Raw genomic sequence first — 17,267 nt, 5'->3', positions numbered from 1 at the left:
TAGGGTGTGTGGCGCAGCCACGCACGCGGTTTGGGCTGTTGGGAAAAGCGCGGATTTGGTGATACGGCAAAGAACGCGTGCGTCGCCTTGGGGCGACACACCCTACCTGAATATCGGAGGCCGTCTGAAAAACGTGCAAAACGCTTTTCAGACGGCCTTTTGCGTGAATGGCGCGGGGCGTGTGCGTTAATCGCAGGGGCTGCTGATGCTGCCCAGGCCGCTGAGGGCGTCGGCGTGCACGGTGCCGGGGCGGCAGACCAGGGTGCGGGTGCCTTTGCCGGATTTGGCACCGTCCGCCCCGATGCGCAGGGTGGCGCGGGTGTTGGGGCGTTTGGTGCTGTCTTCGACCAGCAGGCGGTAGGCCGTGCCCTCATGCTCGGCATCGAGCGTTTGGCGGCTGTTGCCGTTTTTGCCGGTGCAGCGGCTGTAAACGGCTTCGCTGCTGAATGTTTGTTTGCCGACGCGGTAGCCGAACTGCTGGCCGTCTTGCGGCTTGCCGCTGCCGCGTATTTCGACGGGCTGTCCTTTGGCGGTGGTGCAGGAAAACAGCACGGTATCGTCCGCAGCGGCGGGGAGGGCGGCAAACATCAGGGGAACGGCAAGGGCGTAGGCCAAGCGGTTTTTCATCGGGTTTGCTCCATATCTGGTTGAAAAGAAGAAGCCGGATTTTAAGTATCCGGCATGGTTTTTTCAACAAAGGCCGTCTGAAAACTGCAAAACAGTAGGGTGGGTCGGGACCCACCCTACCGAATCGCGCAAAATACAGAGGCCGTCTGAAAACGCGTTTGCGGCTTGCGCCGTGCGGGCGGCGGGCGGATGTTCCCGATAGCCTCGGCCAATGTCTGCTTTTGCCAAAAGCCGTTATTTTGTGTAAACTGCGCGCCATTCATTCTTGTCGGAGTGCGCCGCCTGTTGTGCGGGGCTGAGACCGCGAAACGTGGAATCCGTTGAACCTGTCGGGGTCGTGCCTGCGTAGGGAGCAAGTGTCAAACGCCTTTTGCGGCACTTCAATTTCTCCGTATTCCGCCATTTCCCCCGACGCGCTCCGGCAATCTGTTTGAAAGTTTCAAAACAATCTGCAAAGGACATTCATGTCGGGCAAACCCCTTTCTGCTTCTTCCGCCGCGCTGATTTGGTTCGGCGCGTCGGTGTCTGTAACCGAAATCGCCGCCGGTACGCTGTTTGCGCCTTTGGGCTGGGAGCGCGGGATGCTGGCGCAGATACTCGGCCACGTCATCGGCGGGCTGCTGTTTTTTGCGGCGGCGTATATCGGCGCGGCCACGGGCAAAAGCGCGATGGAGAGCGTGCGCCTGTCGTTCGGGCGGCGCGGGTCGGTGCTGTTTTCGGCGGCCAATGTGTTGCAGCTTGTGGGCTGGACGGCGGTGATGGTGTTTTACGGCGCACAAGTGAGCGCGGCTTTGGGCGCGGGCTTGTTTGCGGCGGATTCGTATCTGCTGTGGGCTTTGGCGATTGGTGCGCTGATTGTGGTGTGGCTGCTGGCGGGGGCGCGGGAGACAGGTCGTCTGAAAATCATGATTGTGGCGGCGATGCTGCTGATTATGCTGTGGCTCAGTTGGAAAGTGTTCGGCGCAACGCCTGCTGCCGTCGCACCTGCGGGTGAGATGAGTTTCGGCACGGCGGTGGAATTGTCGGCGGCGATGCCTTTGTCGTGGCTGCCGCTGGCGGCAGACTACACGCGCCATTCGCAATGCCCCAAAGCCGCTGCGGCCGCCTCGGCTGTGTCTTACACGCTGACCAGCTGCTGGATGTACGCGCTGGGCTTGGCGGCCGCGCTGTTTACGGGGCAGAGCGACGCGGCGCAGATTCTGCTGGGCGCGGGGCTGGTGTCGGCGGGCGTGTTTGTGGTGGTGGTGTCCACCGTTACCACGGCGTTTCTCGACACTTATTCCGCCGGCGTGAGCGCAAACAATATCTGGCGCGGCTTTGCCGAAATTCCCGTGGCCGTGGCGGTAACGGTCATCGGCACGGTGCTGGCGGTGTTCCTCACCATGAGCGAATACGAGGGCTTTCTGCTTTGGATTGCCTCGGTGTTCGCGCCGATGGCGGCGGTGATGATTACCGACTTTTTCGTGATGAAACGCCGCGACACCGGCCTCGATTTCGACTGGGCGGGGCTGGCGGTGTGGCTGGCGGGCTTTGTGTTATACCGTTATTTACTGGCAACGGGCTGGGAGAGCGGTATCGGCCTGACCGCGCCCGTGATGGCGGCGGTGGCAGTGCTGACCGTGGCCGTGCGCGGTGTATTTGGCAGAAAGGCTGTCTGAAAGAAACACCAAAAATATCCGAATTCGTGCAATGGTGGGTCAAGACCCACCCTACGGATGATTGTCCAACCCAACTAGAAGGAAACCCACCATGACCTCCAACATCGCCATCGTCGGCGGCGGACTCTCCGGCCGCCTCACCGCCATGCAGCTTGCCGAGCGCGGCTGTGCCGTCAGCCTGTTTGAAAAAGGCGGCAGGGCGGGCGAAAACGCCGCCGCCTACGTGGCCGCCGCCATGCTCGCGCCCGCTGCCGAAGCCGCCGACGCCACGCCCGAAGCCATTTTGCTCGGCGAAAAAAGCGTCGCCCTCTGGCGCGGCATCATCGGCCGTCTGAAAACCAGCGCCATGATGCAGGAAAACGGCAGCCTGATTGTGTGGCACACGCAGGACAAACCTCTTGCCGTGCAGTTTGAACAGCGGCTGAACAAAGCCGGCGCACAAAGCGTGCACTGGCATTCAGACGACATCGCCGCCAACGAGCCGCAGCTTGCGGGGCGTTTTTCAGACGGCCTTTATCTGCCTGACGAAGGCCAGCTTGACAACCGCCAAGTGTTGAACGCCCTGGCCGACCAGCTCGACACCCTCGGCGTAAAAACGCATTGGCACACCGAAACCGCGCCCGAGAAGCTCGCAGGGCAATACGACTGGATCATCGACTGTCGCGGCTACGGCGCAAAAGACGCTTGGAACAACAGGCCGTCTGAAAACGGCAGCCGCTTGCGCGGCGTGCGCGGCGAAGTCGTGCGCGTGTATGCCCCCGAAGTCGAATTGCGCCGCCCCGTGCGCCTGCTGCACCCGCGCTATCCGCTCTACATCGCCCCGAAAGAAAACCACCTGTTTGTGATCGGCGCAACCCAGCTCGAAAGCGAAAGCCAAGCCCCCGTGAGCGTACGCAGCGGCTTGGAGCTGTTGTCGGCACTCTACGCCGTCCACCCCGCCTTCGGCGAAGCGCAGGTGGTGGAAACCGGCACCGGACTGCGCCCCACGCTCAACCACCACAACCCCGAAATCCGCTACGACACCGCCGCGCGTATCATCGAAATCAACGGCCTGTTCCGCCACGGCTTCATGATCGCCCCCGCCGTAACCGCCGCCGCCGTGCGCCTGGCCGACTGTTTGTTTGACGGCAAGCCCGCGCCCGATTTCGACGAAGAGAGCGGATTGGCGTATATTAGGTTGTGAGTTTTCAGACGGCGGCGGATTTGCCGTGCTGACGTAGGGTGGGTCTTGACCCACCGCAGCCATGAAGCATGATTCCTGCAAACGGTGGGTCAAGACCCGCCCTACCGAATCACGCACAACGCAAAGGCCGTCTGAAAGCACAGCTTCGACGCAGCCGAAACGCTTTTTCAGACGGCCTCATGCCTGTTTGAGGCCGTCTGAAAAAACATCCGGCCAATTTATAAGGAGACCGCATCATGAAAACCATTCTGCCAACCGCCGCACTCTTCGCCCTCGCCGCCTGCGCCGCGCCCGAAGCCCAGCAGGCCGCCGAACCCGCCCCTGCGCCGCAAACCCGCGCCCAAGCTCCCGCACCGACGCTGGCGGGCGAATGGCGCATTGCCGAGTTGGGCGGCCAAACCCTGCCTGCCGATGCCCGCGCCCGCATCTCGTTTGATGCGGCACGTTCCGCATTCAACGGCAGCGCGGGCTGCAACAGCCTGTTCGGCAGCTATCAGGCCGACGGCGCAAGCCTGAAATTCGGCGACACCGCCTCCACCCTGATGGCCTGCGAACCCGCGCTGATGAAGCGCGAACAGGCGCTGTCGTCCGCCCTGCGCCGAACCGCCGCCTACGGATTTGACAACGGCGCGCTGGTGTTGAAAAACAAACAGGGCAAAACGCTGCTCAAAGCGGTGAAATAGGGCAGAGGCCGTCCCCGCCTGCGCGAGGGCGGCCTCTCGTAGGTCGGATACTTGTATCCGATACCACAGACTGTTCCAAGGCCGTCTGAAAATAAAAAAAAGATAAGGGAAAACAATATGGGCAATCTGATGTGGCTGCTGCTTTTAGCAATCGCCGTATCGCTGTTGGGCGCGTTTTTACGCAGTCCGACAGTAAAGGGAAAAATGGGCGAAGCTGCCGTGCGTTCGCGTTTGGGCGGCGAGCTGGATGGAAGCGTGTATCGGGAATTTCATGATCTGATTATTCCTTCGCGCAACGGCACAACCCAAATCGATCATATTTATGTATCGGCATACGGGATATTCGTGGTCGAAACCAAAAATTACTCCGGCTGGATTTTCGGTGGCGAAAAACAGGCGCGGTGGACACAGACGATTTATAAAGAAAAGCACTATTTTCAAAACCCGCTGCGGCAGAATTACGCCCATATCAAAGCACTCGCCGCGCTGCTGAAACTGCCCGAAGCCAAATTTCATTCGCTGGTCGTGTTTCTCGGCGATTGCGAGTTTAAAACCGAAATGCCGCCGAACGTCTGCCGCTTGCGTCGCGCCGCCGAATATATTGAAAGTTTTCAGACGGCCTTATTAAGCGAAAATGAGCTTGAAGCCGTTATCCGCACACTCTCATCGGAAGAATACAGAGCCGACAGCGGGAAATTGCGCGAACATAAAGCCCGTTTGCGCGAACGCCATCGGAATTAAAATTCGTCAGCAAAATATTGGGTAGCGACCCAAGCTACATCATTGGCTTTTCAGACGGCCTCTCCAAATCAAAAGGCCGTCTGAAACACAAAAAAGGACAAACATGACATTCCCGCCCTTAAAATCCCCGCTCAAATTCTACGCCGTCGTCTCCACCGCCGAGTGGGTGGCGCGGATGGTAAAAGCGGGCGCGGACACGGTGCAGTTGCGCTGCAAAACCTTATCGGGCGAGGCGTTGCGCCGCGAAATTGCCGAATGCGTCGCCGCCTGCGCGGGCAGCAAAACGCAGCTTTTTATCAACGACCATTGGCGCGAAGCCATCGCGGCGGGCGCATACGGCGTGCATCTCGGGCAGGAAGACATGGACACCGCCGACCTGGCCGCCATCGCCGCCGCAGGGCTGCGCCTCGGTTTGAGCACGCATTCCGTTGACGAGCTTGCCCGCGCCCTGTCGGTGCACCCCAGCTATGTGGCCAGCGGCGCGATTTTCCCCACCACCACCAAGCAAATGCCCACCGCGCCGCAGGGCTTGGACAAACTGCGCGAATATGTGCGCCAGGCGGGCAGCACGCCCGTAGTCGCCATCGGCGGCATCGATTTGGGCAACGCCGCGCAAGTGCTGCAAACCGGCGTGTCGTCGCTGGCGGTCGTCCGCGCCGTTACCGAAGCCGAAAACCCCGAAGCCGTGGTGAAGGCGTTTCAGGCGTTGTGGGAGTAGGGTGGGTCTCGACCCGCCACAAACATCCGAATCTGTGCACCGGTGGGTCAAGACCCACCCTACATTAGGAACACCCGATGAACATTATCCTCAACGGCGAACACGCCGAACTCAACGGCCGTACCGTTGCCGACCTGATTGCCCAAACCGCGCCACAAAAGCCCTTTGCCGTGGCGGTGAACACCGCGTTTGTGGCCAAATCCGCCTACGCTGAAACCGTGTTGAACGAAAACGACAAAATCGACATCGTCCGCCCCGTGGTGGGCGGATAGGCCGTCTGAAAATGCAGGGTGGGTCTTGACCCACCAAAATAACGCCCCAAGGAACAACCATGCTGAAACTCTACAACCAAACCTTCCCCTCGCGCCTGCTGCTGGGCACGGCCGCCTATCCCAGCCCTGACGTATTGCGCCAGTCCGTCGAAGCCGCGCAGCCGGCGATGATTACCGTTGCCCTGCGCCGCGCCCAAAGCGCGGGCGAAACCCACGGGCAGGGTTTTTGGGAGCTTTTGCAGCAGACCGGCATCCCCGTGCTGCCCAACACCGCAGGCTGCCAGAGCGTGCAGGAAGCCGTTACTACCGCCCAAATGGCACGCGAAGTGTTTGAAACCGACTGGATTAAATTGGAACTCATCGGCGACGACGACACCCTGCAACCGGACGTGTTCCAGCTCGTCGAAGCCGCCAAAATCCTGATTGACGACGGTTTCAAAGTGCTGCCCTACTGCACCGAAGACCTCATCGCCTGCCGCCGCCTGCTCGACGCGGGCTGCCAAGCCCTGATGCCTTGGGCAGCCCCCATCGGCACCGGTTTGGGCGTGGTGCACGGCTACGCCCTGCGCGTGTTGCGCGAACGCCTGCCCGACACGCCGCTGATCATCGACGCAGGCTTGGGGCTGCCCTCGCAGGCCGCGCAGGTGATGGAATGGGGTTTTGACGGCGTGTTGCTCAACACCGCCGTCTCCCGCGCGGGCGACCCCGCCAAAATGGCGTGCGCCTTCGCCCAAGCCGTTGCCGCCGGTCGTGCCGCCCGCGAAGCCGATCCCGTTGAAGCCCGCGAACAGGCGCAGGCTTCCACGCCCACTGTCGGCCAGCCGTTTTGGCATTCGGCGGAATATTGAACGCCCGTTTGTCAGCAAAGAGGCCGTCTGAAAAAGCGTTTTGTACGTTTTCAGACGGCCTCTGCCTTTTGCGCGATAGGGTAGGGTGGGTCTCGACCCACCGTTTGCGGGAAGCGGCATGGCTGTGGTGGGTCAAGACCCACCCTGCGTCCCGCCGCCAAGGTAGGGTATGTGGCGCAAGCCACGCACGCGGTTTGGCTTTTCGGAAAACGCGCGGATTGGTTGAAGCGGCAGGGAACGCGTGCGTCGCCTGGGGGCGACACACCCTACCTTGGGTTCGGCATGGGCGGGATGGAACAGGCCGTCTGAAAAACCGTTTCGGGCTTTTCAGACGGCCTGTTTGCGAAGCGTGTACAATCCGCCGCCATGAAAAACGAAGCACACGAAACACAGGAAACACGCTGTTTCCACTGCGGCCTGCCCGTGCCGCAGGGGACGCATCTGCCCGTCGTTTATGAAGAAATCGAGTATCCGACCTGCTGCGCGGGTTGTCAGGCGGTGGCGCAGGGGATTATCGGCGCGGGTTTGGGCAATTATTACAAACAGCGCACCGCCGATGCCGCGCAGGCCGCGCTGCCGCCGCCGGAACTGCTGGCGCAGTTGAAGCTCTACGATCTGCCCGAGGTGCAGCGCGATTTTGTCGAAACGCCCGAGGGCGGCGGGCGCGAGGCGGTGCTGATGCTGGACGGCGTTACCTGCGCCGCCTGCGTGTGGCTGATCGAACAACGCCTGCTGCGCCTGCCGGGGGTGGTGTCGGCCGAACTCAATTACAGCACGCTCAAAGCCCGCGTGCGCTGGGATGAAGAACGCGCCGCGCTCTCGGACATCCTGCTGGCGGTGCGCCAAACCGGCTATGCCGCGCTGCCCTACGACGCGCACAAAGCCGAGGAGGCGGCGCAGAAGTCGCGCAAAAAAGCCATCGTGCGGCTGGCGGTGGCGGGGATGTGCATGATGCAGACCATGATGTTCGCCCTGCCCACCTATCTTTACGGCGACATCGAGCCGCAGTTTCTCACCATCCTGCACTGGGGCGGCTTTCTGATGGTGCTGCCCGTGGTGTGCTATGCCGCCGTGCCGTTTTACCAAGGCTGCCTGCGCGACTGGCGCAACCGCCGCGCGGGCATGGACACGCCCATCGCGCTTTCCATCTGGCTGGCCTTCGGCGCGGGCGTGTACGCGCTTTTGACCAACGCCGGCCAGGGCATGTATTTCGAGGGGCTGGCGATGCTGGTATTCCTGCTGTCGCTGGGGCGGTTTATGGAACAGAGCGCGCGGCGCAAGGCGGGCGACGCGGCCGAGCGGCTGGTGAAACTCGTGCCCGCCTTCTGCCATCTGCTGCCCGATTATCCGCACAGCAGCGAAAGCGAAGAAGCGGCGGTGGTGCGGCTGAACGCGGGCGACACCGTGCTGGTGAAGGCAGGCGAAGTGTTCCCCGCCGACGGAGAAGTGCTCTCCGGAGCGAGCGAGGCCGACGAAGCCATGCTCACCGGCGAGAGCCTGCCCGTGGCCAAAGGAGAAGGCGACGCGGTAACCGCCGGTACGCTCAACACCGCCGCGCCGCTGATTGTGCGCGTGGTGCGCACCGGCGCGGACACCCGCCTCTCGCACATCGCCCGCCTGCTCGACAAAACCCTGTCGCAAAAACCGCGCATCGCCCTGGCCGCCGACCGCTACGCCTCGCGCTTCGTCTCGGCCATGCTGCTGTTTGCCCTGCCTGTGTTTCTCGGCTGGTGGTGGTACGCGGGCATCCATCAGGCACTGTGGGTAACCGTGTCCCTGCTGGTCATCACCTGCCCCTGCGCCCTCTCGCTGGCCACCCCCGCCGCGCTGGCCGCCGCCACCGGCGCATTGGCGCGGCAGGGCATCCTCGTCGCGGGCGGCAGCGCGCTGGAAACCCTCGCCGCCGCCACCGACGCCGTGTTCGACAAAACCGGCACGCTCACCGAAGGCCGTCTGAAAATCGAAGAAACCATCCCCACAGGCAGCCTCACCCGAAGCGAAGCCCTGCACATCGCCCACGTGCTCGAAGCCCAGTCCGAACACCCAGCCGCCCGCGCCTTCGCCGTGCAAACACCTTTTTCAGACGGCCTCGACATCCAAGCGCGCGAACGCGGCAACCGCCCCGGCGGCGGCGTGTGCGCCGTGCTCGACATCAACGGCCAAAGCGGCGAATGGCGTTTGGGCAAACCCGCCTACGTTGCCGAACTCGCGGGCACAGTCCCGCCGCAGGCCGCGCAATACGCCGGATGCGGCACACTCGCCGCGCTGGGCAGCAGCCAAGGCTTCCAAGCCCTGTTTGTCCTGTCCGACCAAACCAAACCCGCCGCCGCCGCCATGCTCGCCGAGATCAAACAGGCCGGCCTCGCCCCCCACCTGCTCAGCGGCGACCGCCAAGCCGCCGTGGCCGCGCTGGCCGCAAGCCTCGGCATCGCCGCCTTTTGCGCCGAAGCCGCCCCCGAAGACAAACCCGCCTACATACAGGCTTTGCAGGCGCGGGGGCGCGTCGTGCTGATGGCGGGCGACGGCATCAACGACGCCCCCGCGCTGGCCGCCGCCGACGTCTCCTTCGCCGTGGCCGGCGGCGCGGACACCGCCCGCTCCGGCGCGGACATCATCCTCTTGAACGACGACTTGTCCTCCATCCCCGACGCCGTGCGCTGCGCCCGCCGCACCGCCGCCGTCATCCGCCAAAACCTCTGGTGGGCGGCCGCCTACAACCTCGCCGCCGTCCCGCTGGCCGCTGCCGGCCTCGTAACCCCCTGGCTCGCCGCGCTGGGCATGAGTTGCAGCTCCCTGCTGGTGCTGGCCAACGCCCTGCGCCTGCGCAAGGCCGTCTGAAAAAAGGTTTTGCCGTTTTCAGACGGCCTTTCCACGATTCCGCCGTGGCGAATCATACGTAGGGTGTGTGGCGCAGCCACGCACGCGGTTTGGGTTTGCAGGAAAATGCGGATTTGTTGAAGCGGCTGGGAACGCGTGCGTCGCCTTGGGGCGACACACCCTACGTAAGCGGCAGAGGCCGTCTGAAAACGCAGCTTCGGCGCAGCCAAAACGCTTTTTCAGACGGCCTCCGTGCCCCGCCCGCCGCGTAAAATTGTTGATAATTTCAGGCAGCGTGTTTATATTCCCGCCCGTCTTTTTCCCAGCCACTCAGGAGCCAACCATGTCCGTCCAATCCGCCGTGCAACTCATCGAAGAAAACGAAGCCCGCTTTGTCGATTTGCGCTTTACCGACACCAAAGGCAAGCAGCACCATTTCACCGTCCCCGCCCGCGTGGTGCTCGACGACCCCGAAGAATGGTTTGAAAACGGGCAGGCGTTTGACGGCTCGTCCATCGGCGGCTGGAAAGGCATTCAGGCTTCCGACATGCAGCTGCGCCCCGACCCCGCCACCGCCTTTGTCGATCCGTTTTACGACGATACCACCGTCGTCCTCACCTGCGACGTGATCGACCCTGCCGACGGTCAAGGCTACGACCGCGACCCGCGCTCCATCGCCCGCCGCGCCGAAGCCTACCTCAAATCCTCCGGCATCGGCGACACGGCATACTTCGGCCCCGAACCCGAATTCTTCGTCTTCGACGGCGTAGAGTTTGAAACCGACATGCACAAAACCCGTTACGAAATCACGTCCGAAAGCGGCGCATGGGCAAGCGGCCTGCACATGGACGGTCAAAACACCGGCCACCGCCCTACCGTCAAAGGCGGCTACGCCCCCGTCGCTCCGATTGATGCCGGACAGGACCTGCGCTCCGCCATGGTGAACATTTTGGAAGAACTCGGCATCGAAGTCGAAGTCCACCACGCCGAAGTCGGCACCGGCAGCCAAATGGAAATCGGCACGCGCTTCGCCACTCTGGTCAAACGCGCCGACCAAACCCAAGACATGAAATACGTTATCCAAAACGTCGCCCACAACTTCGGCAAAACCGCCACCTTCATGCCCAAACCCATCATGGGCGACAACGGCAGCGGTATGCACGTCCACCAATCCATCTGGAAAGACGGCCAAAACCTGTTCGCAGGCGACGGCTATGCCGGCTTGAGCGACACCGCGCTCTACTACATCGGCGGCATCATCAAACACGCCAAAGCCCTGAACGCGATTACCAATCCGTCCACCAACTCCTACAAACGCCTCGTGCCGCATTTTGAAGCACCGACCAAACTCGCCTACTCTGCCAAAAACCGTTCCGCGTCCATCCGCATCCCGTCCGTGAACAGCAGCAAGGCACGCCGCATCGAAGCGCGTTTCCCCGACCCGACCGCCAACCCATACTTGGCGTTCGCCGCCCTGCTGATGGCGGGTTTGGACGGCATTCAAAACAAAATCCATCCGGGCGACCCAGCCGATAAAAACCTCTACGACCTGCCGCCGGAAGAAGACGCGCTCGTCCCAACCGTCTGCGCCTCTTTGGAAGAAGCCCTCGCCGCGCTCAAAGCCGACCACGAATTCCTGCTGCGCGGCGGCGTGTTCAGCAAAGACTGGATAGACAGCTACATCGCCTTCAAAGAAGAAGACGTGCGCCGCATCCGCATGGCGCCGCATCCGCTGGAATTTGAAATGTATTACAGCCTGTAAGGCCGTTTTTTAAAGCAAAGGCCGTCTGAAAAACCTGTTTTACAGTTTTTTCAGACGGCCTTTCCGATATCCCGCCTGTGGCGAACCAGACGTAGGGTGCGTCGCCTTGGGGCGACATACCCTGCCTAGGCGGTGAAAGGCCGTCTGAAAATGTGTTTTCAGACGGCCTTTGCGCATAAAACACCTGCCGGCGCGCGTTGGCTATTTCTGTTTCAGAATATAGCGGCGCACGGCGGCGTTGTGTTCGTCGAGGGTGTGGCTGAACGCGCTTTTGCCGCTGCCGTCCATTTGCGAGACGAAGTAGAGGTATTGTTCGGCCGAGGGGTGGGCGGCGGCTTCGAGGGCGGCTTTGCCGGGCAGGGCGATGGGGGTGGGGGTGAGGCCGGCGCGGGTGTAGGTGTTGTAGGGCGTGTCGCGCTGCAAGTCGGCTTTGCGGATGCGGCCGGTGTAGGCTTTGCCCATGCCGTAGATGACGGCGGGGTCGGTTTGCAGCTTCATGCCGCTGTTGAGGCGGTTGACAAACACGGCGGCAACGTGGCGGCGGTCGTCGGGGTGGCCGGTTTCTTTTTCGATGATACTGGCGAGGGTGAGCATTTCGTAGGGGGTTTTGTAGGGCAGGCCGCTTTGGCGTTCTTCCCAGGCGCGGTCGAGGTTGCGGCGCATGGTACGGTAGGCGAGGCGGTAGATTTGCAGGTCGCTGCCGCCGGCTTCGGTTTCGTAGGTGTCGGGGGCGAACAGTCCTTCGGGGCTGCCGGTGGCTTGGGGATCGACGGCTTTGAGGATTTGTTCGTCGCTCCATGCTGCGGTGTCGTGCTGCAAATCGGCGGTTTGGGCGATGGCTTGGCGCATTTGGGAAAAGCGGCTGCCTTCGGCGATGCGCACGCTGACGGTGTCGCTGTTGCCTTGTTTGAGGCGTTGCAGGATTTGCCAGGCGGACACGCGCTGCGGCAGTTTGTAGCTGCCCGCGTGCAGTTTGTTGTGGATGCCGAGGAAATAGGCGGCGGCGGTGAGGATGTGGCGGTTGTAGACGATGCCGTCGGCTTGGAGGCGGGCGGCGGCCGTGCCGATGCCCTGCCCGCCGCCGATTCTGAGGCGGTATGGGTCGGGGTGGGTTTTGGGGGCGAACAGCAGGAAGGCGGCGGCAAGGGCGGCAAGGAGGGCGAGGGTGAAAACGGTGTAAAACGCTTTTTTCATAAAGGGATGGGCGCGGGGAAAGGGCGGCAGTATAGCGTAATTTCAGACGGCCTGTTTGCTTTGCGGCGTGCCCGGGGGTAAAGTGGCCGCCGTTTTTCCGGTGTTTTGAAAGGATGTTTTATGGACAGGCGTTACCGTGGGCGCGACGACGATGTGATCGATGTGGAGCCCGTAAACCCGCAGGCGCGGCAGCCGGACTGGCGCGAGGAGCGTCGGCGCAATTATGTGTATCTGGTGTACGGGCTTTATGCGGCGAGTATTTTCACGGTGGGGATGGCGGCGGTGGCCGGGGTGGTGGTGGCCGCCTTGAAGCAGGGCGAGATGGCGGGCACGCTGTATGAGAGCCATCTGCGCTATCTGATCCGCACGTTTTGGGGCGCGCTGATCGGCTTGGCCGTGGGCGGGGTGCTGTCGGTGATCCTGATCGGGATTCCGATTGTGTGGCTGACGGGGGTGTGGTACGTGTTCCGCGTGGCCTACGGCATCGTGCGCCTGCTCGACGGGCGGCCGGTTACCGCCGAGGGCTGGCTGATGTGAACTTTTCAGACGGCCTCCTGCCGCGTGTGAAGTTTGGTTAAAATGACGGCTTGATTATTTTCCAGCAAGGACAAGCAAAATGGACAACCTGCCCGCCAATTCTTCCGCCAACGCCGAGCGCGACAAACAGCGCAATTTCCTGTATCTGGTTTACGGCCTCTACATCGTAACCGTTTTCACCGCCGGCATCGCCGCGCTGATCGGCCTGATCATCGCCTACGCCAAGCGCGACACCGTTACCGACGCGGTGTACGCCACGCATATCCCCTATCTGATCCGCACCTTCTGGGGCACGCTGTTGGGCTTTATCGGCCTGCCGATACTGCTGGTGGCTTTGAGCTATGCGGTTAAGTTTCCGCTGTTTTTCCTCTACCCGCTGGTTGGCCTCACCGGCCTGTGGTATCTGTTCCGCGTGATTTTCGGCATCGTGCGCCTGATCGACAACCAGCCGGTTACGCCGACCGGCTGGTTTGTCTGAACCCCTTTTCAGACGGCCTCCTGCCTGCGCAGAGGCCGTCTGAAAACATTTGCGCCGCATTCCCGGGGTCTGTCGGCATTCAGCCTTGCGCCCCTGCGCGCGGCTTTGTACACAATTAGGCTATAATGCCGCCCCCTTTACCCGACTTAAAGTTTGTTAAATCATGAACCGACCGGCAAACAGCCCGCTCGACCGATTCTTCGGCCTCACCGCCCACGGCACGGGCGTGCGCACCGAAATCATGGCGGGCATCACCACCTTCCTGACCATGTGCTACATCGTCGTCATCAACCCCGCCACCCTGTCGCAAACCGGCATGGACTTCGGCGCGGTGTTCGTCGCCACCTGCATCTCCGCCGCCATCGGCTGCTTCGTGATGGGACTGGCGGCCAACTACCCCATCGCCCTCGCCCCCGGCATGGGGCTGAACGCCTACTTCACCTACGCCGTGGTCAAAGGCATGGGCGTGCCCTGGCAGGTCGCGCTGGCCGCCGTGTTCGTGTCCGGCATCGTCTTCTTATTGTTCAGCTTTTTCAAACTGCGCGAAATGCTGGTCAACGCCCTGCCCATGAGCCTGAAAATGGCCATCGCCGCCGGCATCGGCCTCTTCCTCGCCCTTATCGCCCTGAAAAACGCCGGCATCATCATATCCAGCGACGCCACGCTGGTGAAAATGAACGACATCTACCTCAAAGCCGCCGACGGCGCGAAAAGCCCCAACTGGCCGGTGCTGCTCGCCCTGCTCGGCTTCTTCCTCATCATCTTCCTCGACTACCTGCGCGTGCGCGGCGCGATCATCCTCGGCATCCTCGCCGTAACCCTCCTCGGCATCCCGCTGGGGCAGACCGAATTCAAAGGCATCGTCTCCGCCATCCCCAGCCTGCAACCCACCTTTCTGGCCATGGACTTCAACGGCCTGTTCCACGGCAGCATGATCGCCGTCATCTTCGTCTTCTTCCTTGTCGACCTGTTCGACAGCACCGGCACCCTCGTCGGCACCACCCACCGCGCCGGACTGCTGGAAAACGGCAAACTGCCCCGCCTCAAACGCGCCCTTTTGGCCGACTCCACCGCCATCGTCGCCGGCGCGGCGATGGGCACATCCTCCGTAACCCCCTACGTGGAAAGCGCGGCGGGCGTGGCCGCAGGCGGGCGCACCGGCCTCACCGCCGTAACCGTCGGCATCCTCATGCTCGCCTGCCTGTGGTTCTCCCCGCTGGCCGCCACCGTACCCGCCTTCGCCACCGCCCCCGCGCTGCTCTACATCGGCATCCACATGCTGCGCTCCGTGCTCGAAATCGACTGGGAAGACCTCACCGAAGCCGCCCCCGCCTTCGTCACCATCGTCTTCATGCCCTTCACCTACTCCATCGCCGACGGCATCGCCATGGGCTTCATCAGCTACGCCGCCATCAAACTCCTGTGCCGCCGCGCAGGCGACGTGCCGCCGATGGTGTGGATCGTCGCCGTTTTGTGGGCGGCCAAATTCTGGTTCCTCGGCGTGTAAACACGCAACAGGCCGTCTGAAAACGCAGCTTCGGCGCAGCCGAAACACAGCTTTCAGACGGCCTCTTCCCCTTGCCTGCGCCCGACCCGAAAGGCCGTCTGAAACATGCAGCCCCTCACGCAAAACCCCCTCGACGCATGGCTTACCCGCCATCCCCCGCGCCCCGGCCTGCGCGGCATCCGCCGTTTCGCCCTCGAATTCTGGTTTTTCGGCCTCAAAGAAGCCCGCTCCTGCCTGTTTGCCGGCCTCTTCTTCCTCGCCATATTCGCCGTGCCGCGCGGCGGCTGGCTCGGCGTCGCCCGCTACGACATCCTGCTGCTGTTCGCGCTGGCCGTGCAGGCCGCCATGCTGGTTTGCAAACTCGAAACGTGGGACGAAGTCAAATCCATCACCCTTTTCCACATCGTCGGCTTCGCGCTCGAACTGTTCAAAACCTCCGCCGCCGTCGGCTCGTGGAGCTACCCCGACCCCGCATTCAGCAAAATCGGCGGCGTGCCGCTGTTTGCCGGCTTCATGTATGCCGCCGTGGGCAGCTACATCATCCAAGCCTGGCGGCTATTCGACCTGCGCATCCGCAGCCACCCGCCCTACTGGCTGGCCACCCTCTGCTCCCTGCTGATTTACCTCAACTTTTTCACCCACCACTACATCGGCGACTACCGCTGGTACCTCGCCGCTTTCGCCCTCGGCCTCTACGCCCGTACCACCGTCGTCTTCACCCCCTGCGACATCCCGCGCAAAATGCCGCTGCTTCTGGCCTTCGTCCTTATCGGTTTTTTCATCTGGCTGGCGGAAAACATCGGCACCTTCGCCGGACTGTGGCGTTACCCCAACCAAATCGGCGCATGGTCGGCCGTACACATCGGCAAATGGAGCTCGTGGGCTTTGCTGGTGATGATGACCTTCACCATCGTCGCCAACCTCAAACACATCAAACACACCATCGCCGTATCGCGCGACTGAGGCCGCCCCCGCCTACGCGGGACGGCCTCTGCCGCTTCGCCGCCGACGTAGGGTGGGTCTTGACCCACCACAATCATGCCGTTTCCCGCAAACGGTGGGTCGAGACCCACCCTGCCAAAATGGCAGAGGCTGTCTGAAAACGCAGCCGACGTAGGGTGTGCCGCCCCGAGGCGGCGCACGCGTTCCCTGCCGTCTCACGGATCCCGTCCGGCCATGCGGGCCGCCCAAACCGTGTGCGTGGCTGCGCCACACACCCTACATGCGGCGGAATACGCAGGGTGGGTCTTGACCCACCACAATCATACCGCTTTCCGCAAACGGTGGGTCGAGACCCACCCTACCTAATGGCAGAGGCCGTCTGAAAATACGTAAAACGTTTTTTTCAGACGGCCTCTGTGCTTTACGGCGGTTTCAGTCCGAATCCGCCTGTGCGAACAGGGCGGCGAGGGCGGCGATGCGCAGGACGTCGCGTCCCCATTTGGGGCTGGAAAGGCGGCGCATCCAGGCGACGGGGCGGGCGGTTTGGGCGACGAGGCGGCGGATGTTTTCCGGCCGGGCGGAGCGTTTGTCGTGCCACAGGGCGGCGGCTTGGGCAAGCAGGCCGTGGCGTTTGAGCAGCAGGGCGGTGGAGTGCAGGTAGCAGAGCCAGTCGCGGCTTTGGCATTGTTCGAGGCTGAGGACTTCTGAGGGGTCGTCTTCAAAATCGAGAAAGGCGATGCTGCCGCCGTCGGCCATGATGTTGCGGGCGAAGGCCTGGCTGAGGAACTGGCCGCGCGCGTGCACTTGGCCGATGGCGTCCAGCCCGGCCGCCCAGGCGGTGAGGTGGCCGCCTTTGGCTTCCTGTTCGATACGGTCTTCCAGAGAGATGCCGCCCAAGCTGCCCAAAAGCAGGGCGTCGCTTTGTTCGGCGAGCAGTTCGGGCACGCGGATGCCGGCGGCGGCAAGCTGGCGCAGGCGGCGCGCTTCGGTGGCGACGGCTTTTTCGCCGCCGAGGTTGGGCACGGGTTTGAGTACGCCCAGGCGCAGGGGGCGGGTAATCATGCCCAAAAGGGCGTAACGCCAAGCGGCGTTGCGCGGGCCGGCTTTGCGCACCCAAACGGTAAGGCCGTCTGAAAGGGTGTGGCAGGCGATGCCTGCGGTTTGCTGCGCGGCAAGGCGGGCGAGGATGGCGGGGAAGTCGTGGGCGGGTGCGGGGGTGTTCGGGTTCATGCGGGAAGGCGGGGGGATGTGAAAAAGGGAAACCGGATTTTATCGGGTTTTCCCTTTTCTGCTTCAATCT

16 protein-coding genes and 1 riboswitch are annotated in these 17,267 nt (G+C 62.5%); of the genes, 13 read left to right on the top strand and 3 right to left on the bottom strand.

Going from position 1 to position 17,267, the window contains the following annotated elements; translation table 11 throughout:
• Positions 1 to 186 precede the first annotated feature (186 nt).
• On the bottom strand, positions 187 to 627 hold the full coding sequence (locus H3L91_RS09865; RefSeq protein ID WP_007343685.1) for a hypothetical protein: 441 nt from the start codon (positions 625 to 627) through the stop codon (positions 187 to 189).
• 259 nt (positions 628 to 886) lie between these two features.
• Positions 887 to 996, top strand: a riboswitch (TPP riboswitch).
• Positions 997 to 1,091: 95 nt separating this feature from the next.
• Here H3L91_RS09865 and cytX point away from each other — a divergent pair.
• The 9 genes from cytX (at position 1,092) to glnA (ending at position 11,309) form a co-directional block, all read left to right on the top strand.
• Positions 1,092 to 2,285 carry a putative hydroxymethylpyrimidine transporter CytX gene (gene cytX, locus H3L91_RS09860; RefSeq protein ID WP_007343683.1) on the top strand — a complete coding sequence of 398 codons (1,194 nt, stop codon included), beginning with the start codon at positions 1,092 to 1,094 and terminating at the stop codon, positions 2,283 to 2,285.
• Between the two features lie 91 nt (positions 2,286 to 2,376).
• Positions 2,377 to 3,468, top strand: coding sequence for an FAD-dependent oxidoreductase (locus H3L91_RS09855; protein WP_007343682.1), 1,092 nt, complete (start codon positions 2,377 to 2,379; stop codon positions 3,466 to 3,468).
• 236 nt (positions 3,469 to 3,704) lie between these two features.
• Positions 3,705 to 4,151, top strand: coding sequence for an META domain-containing protein (locus H3L91_RS09850; protein WP_007343680.1), 447 nt, complete (start codon positions 3,705 to 3,707; stop codon positions 4,149 to 4,151).
• A gap of 117 nt (positions 4,152 to 4,268) precedes the next feature.
• Positions 4,269 to 4,892 (top strand): nuclease-related domain-containing protein, encoded by a 624-nt coding sequence (locus H3L91_RS09845; protein ID WP_239669485.1) that lies wholly within the window; start codon positions 4,269 to 4,271, stop codon positions 4,890 to 4,892.
• Between the two features lie 103 nt (positions 4,893 to 4,995).
• On the top strand, positions 4,996 to 5,610 hold the full coding sequence (gene thiE / locus H3L91_RS09840) for a thiamine phosphate synthase (protein ID WP_007343678.1): 615 nt from the start codon (positions 4,996 to 4,998) through the stop codon (positions 5,608 to 5,610).
• 77 nt (positions 5,611 to 5,687) lie between these two features.
• Positions 5,688 to 5,882 (top strand): sulfur carrier protein ThiS, encoded by a 195-nt coding sequence (gene thiS, locus H3L91_RS09835; protein WP_007343677.1) that lies wholly within the window; start codon positions 5,688 to 5,690, stop codon positions 5,880 to 5,882.
• A gap of 59 nt (positions 5,883 to 5,941) precedes the next feature.
• Entirely contained in the window at positions 5,942 to 6,730 is a 789-nt protein-coding gene (locus H3L91_RS09830) for a thiazole synthase (RefSeq protein WP_007343676.1), read from the top strand.
• Between the two features lie 366 nt (positions 6,731 to 7,096).
• Complete coding sequence (locus tag H3L91_RS09825) at positions 7,097 to 9,568, top strand: heavy metal translocating P-type ATPase (RefSeq protein WP_007343675.1); 2,472 nt, start codon at positions 7,097 to 7,099, stop codon at positions 9,566 to 9,568.
• A gap of 322 nt (positions 9,569 to 9,890) precedes the next feature.
• On the top strand, positions 9,891 to 11,309 hold the full coding sequence (glnA, locus tag H3L91_RS09820; RefSeq protein WP_040659109.1) for a type I glutamate--ammonia ligase: 1,419 nt from the start codon (positions 9,891 to 9,893) through the stop codon (positions 11,307 to 11,309).
• A gap of 201 nt (positions 11,310 to 11,510) precedes the next feature.
• On the opposite strand, the gene mltG is transcribed toward glnA, so the two are convergent.
• Complete coding sequence (gene mltG, locus H3L91_RS09815) at positions 11,511 to 12,503, bottom strand: endolytic transglycosylase MltG (protein WP_007343671.1); 993 nt, start codon at positions 12,501 to 12,503, stop codon at positions 11,511 to 11,513.
• Between the two features lie 162 nt (positions 12,504 to 12,665).
• On the opposite strand from mltG, the gene H3L91_RS09810 reads away from it, so the two are divergent.
• The 4 genes from H3L91_RS09810 to H3L91_RS09795 all read left to right on the top strand — a co-directional run bounded on the left by H3L91_RS09810 (position 12,666) and on the right by H3L91_RS09795 (position 15,988).
• A complete protein-coding gene (locus tag H3L91_RS09810) occupies positions 12,666 to 13,040 on the top strand; it encodes a DUF4870 family protein (protein WP_040659667.1) in 375 nt (124 codons plus the stop codon).
• Between the two features lie 79 nt (positions 13,041 to 13,119).
• Positions 13,120 to 13,518: a DUF4870 family protein gene (locus tag H3L91_RS09805; protein WP_007343669.1), complete on the top strand. Its 399-nt coding sequence runs from the start codon at positions 13,120 to 13,122 to the stop codon at positions 13,516 to 13,518.
• Between the two features lie 163 nt (positions 13,519 to 13,681).
• Positions 13,682 to 15,025 carry an NCS2 family permease gene (locus H3L91_RS09800; protein ID WP_007343668.1) on the top strand — a complete coding sequence of 448 codons (1,344 nt, stop codon included), beginning with the start codon at positions 13,682 to 13,684 and terminating at the stop codon, positions 15,023 to 15,025.
• A 105-nt stretch (positions 15,026 to 15,130) separates the two neighbouring features.
• Positions 15,131 to 15,988: a DUF817 domain-containing protein gene (locus tag H3L91_RS09795; RefSeq protein ID WP_007343667.1), complete on the top strand. Its 858-nt coding sequence runs from the start codon at positions 15,131 to 15,133 to the stop codon at positions 15,986 to 15,988.
• A 411-nt stretch (positions 15,989 to 16,399) separates the two neighbouring features.
• Here H3L91_RS09795 and H3L91_RS09790 read toward each other — a convergent pair whose 3' ends face one another.
• Entirely contained in the window at positions 16,400 to 17,197 is a 798-nt protein-coding gene (locus H3L91_RS09790; RefSeq protein WP_007343666.1) for a BUD32 family EKC/KEOPS complex subunit, read from the bottom strand.
• Positions 17,198 to 17,267: the final 70 nt, after the last annotated feature.

The sequence above is a fragment of the Neisseria bacilliformis genome, from assembly GCF_014055025.1.
GTDB lineage: Bacteria > Pseudomonadota > Gammaproteobacteria > Burkholderiales > Neisseriaceae > Neisseria > Neisseria bacilliformis.
Note: the sequence above shows the minus strand (reverse complement) of the source record. Positions and strands in the feature narration are given on the sequence as shown.

Coding starts and splice junctions, on each gene's coding strand:
- H3L91_RS09865 (WP_007343685.1), bottom strand. CDS start 627: ATGAAAAACCGCTTGGCCTACGCCCTTGCCGTTCCCCTGATGTTTGCC.
- cytX (WP_007343683.1), top strand. CDS start 1,092: ATGTCGGGCAAACCCCTTTCTGCTTCTTCCGCCGCGCTGATTTGGTTC.
- H3L91_RS09855 (WP_007343682.1), top strand. CDS start 2,377: ATGACCTCCAACATCGCCATCGTCGGCGGCGGACTCTCCGGCCGCCTC.
- H3L91_RS09850 (WP_007343680.1), top strand. CDS start 3,705: ATGAAAACCATTCTGCCAACCGCCGCACTCTTCGCCCTCGCCGCCTGC.
- H3L91_RS09845 (WP_239669485.1), top strand. CDS start 4,269: ATGGGCAATCTGATGTGGCTGCTGCTTTTAGCAATCGCCGTATCGCTG.
- thiE (WP_007343678.1), top strand. CDS start 4,996: ATGACATTCCCGCCCTTAAAATCCCCGCTCAAATTCTACGCCGTCGTC.
- thiS (WP_007343677.1), top strand. CDS start 5,688: ATGAACATTATCCTCAACGGCGAACACGCCGAACTCAACGGCCGTACC.
- H3L91_RS09830 (WP_007343676.1), top strand. CDS start 5,942: ATGCTGAAACTCTACAACCAAACCTTCCCCTCGCGCCTGCTGCTGGGC.
- H3L91_RS09825 (WP_007343675.1), top strand. CDS start 7,097: ATGAAAAACGAAGCACACGAAACACAGGAAACACGCTGTTTCCACTGC.
- glnA (WP_040659109.1), top strand. CDS start 9,891: ATGTCCGTCCAATCCGCCGTGCAACTCATCGAAGAAAACGAAGCCCGC.
- mltG (WP_007343671.1), bottom strand. CDS start 12,503: ATGAAAAAAGCGTTTTACACCGTTTTCACCCTCGCCCTCCTTGCCGCC.
- H3L91_RS09805 (WP_007343669.1), top strand. CDS start 13,120: ATGGACAACCTGCCCGCCAATTCTTCCGCCAACGCCGAGCGCGACAAA.
- H3L91_RS09800 (WP_007343668.1), top strand. CDS start 13,682: ATGAACCGACCGGCAAACAGCCCGCTCGACCGATTCTTCGGCCTCACC.
- H3L91_RS09795 (WP_007343667.1), top strand. CDS start 15,131: ATGCAGCCCCTCACGCAAAACCCCCTCGACGCATGGCTTACCCGCCAT.
- H3L91_RS09790 (WP_007343666.1), bottom strand. CDS start 17,197: ATGAACCCGAACACCCCCGCACCCGCCCACGACTTCCCCGCCATCCTC.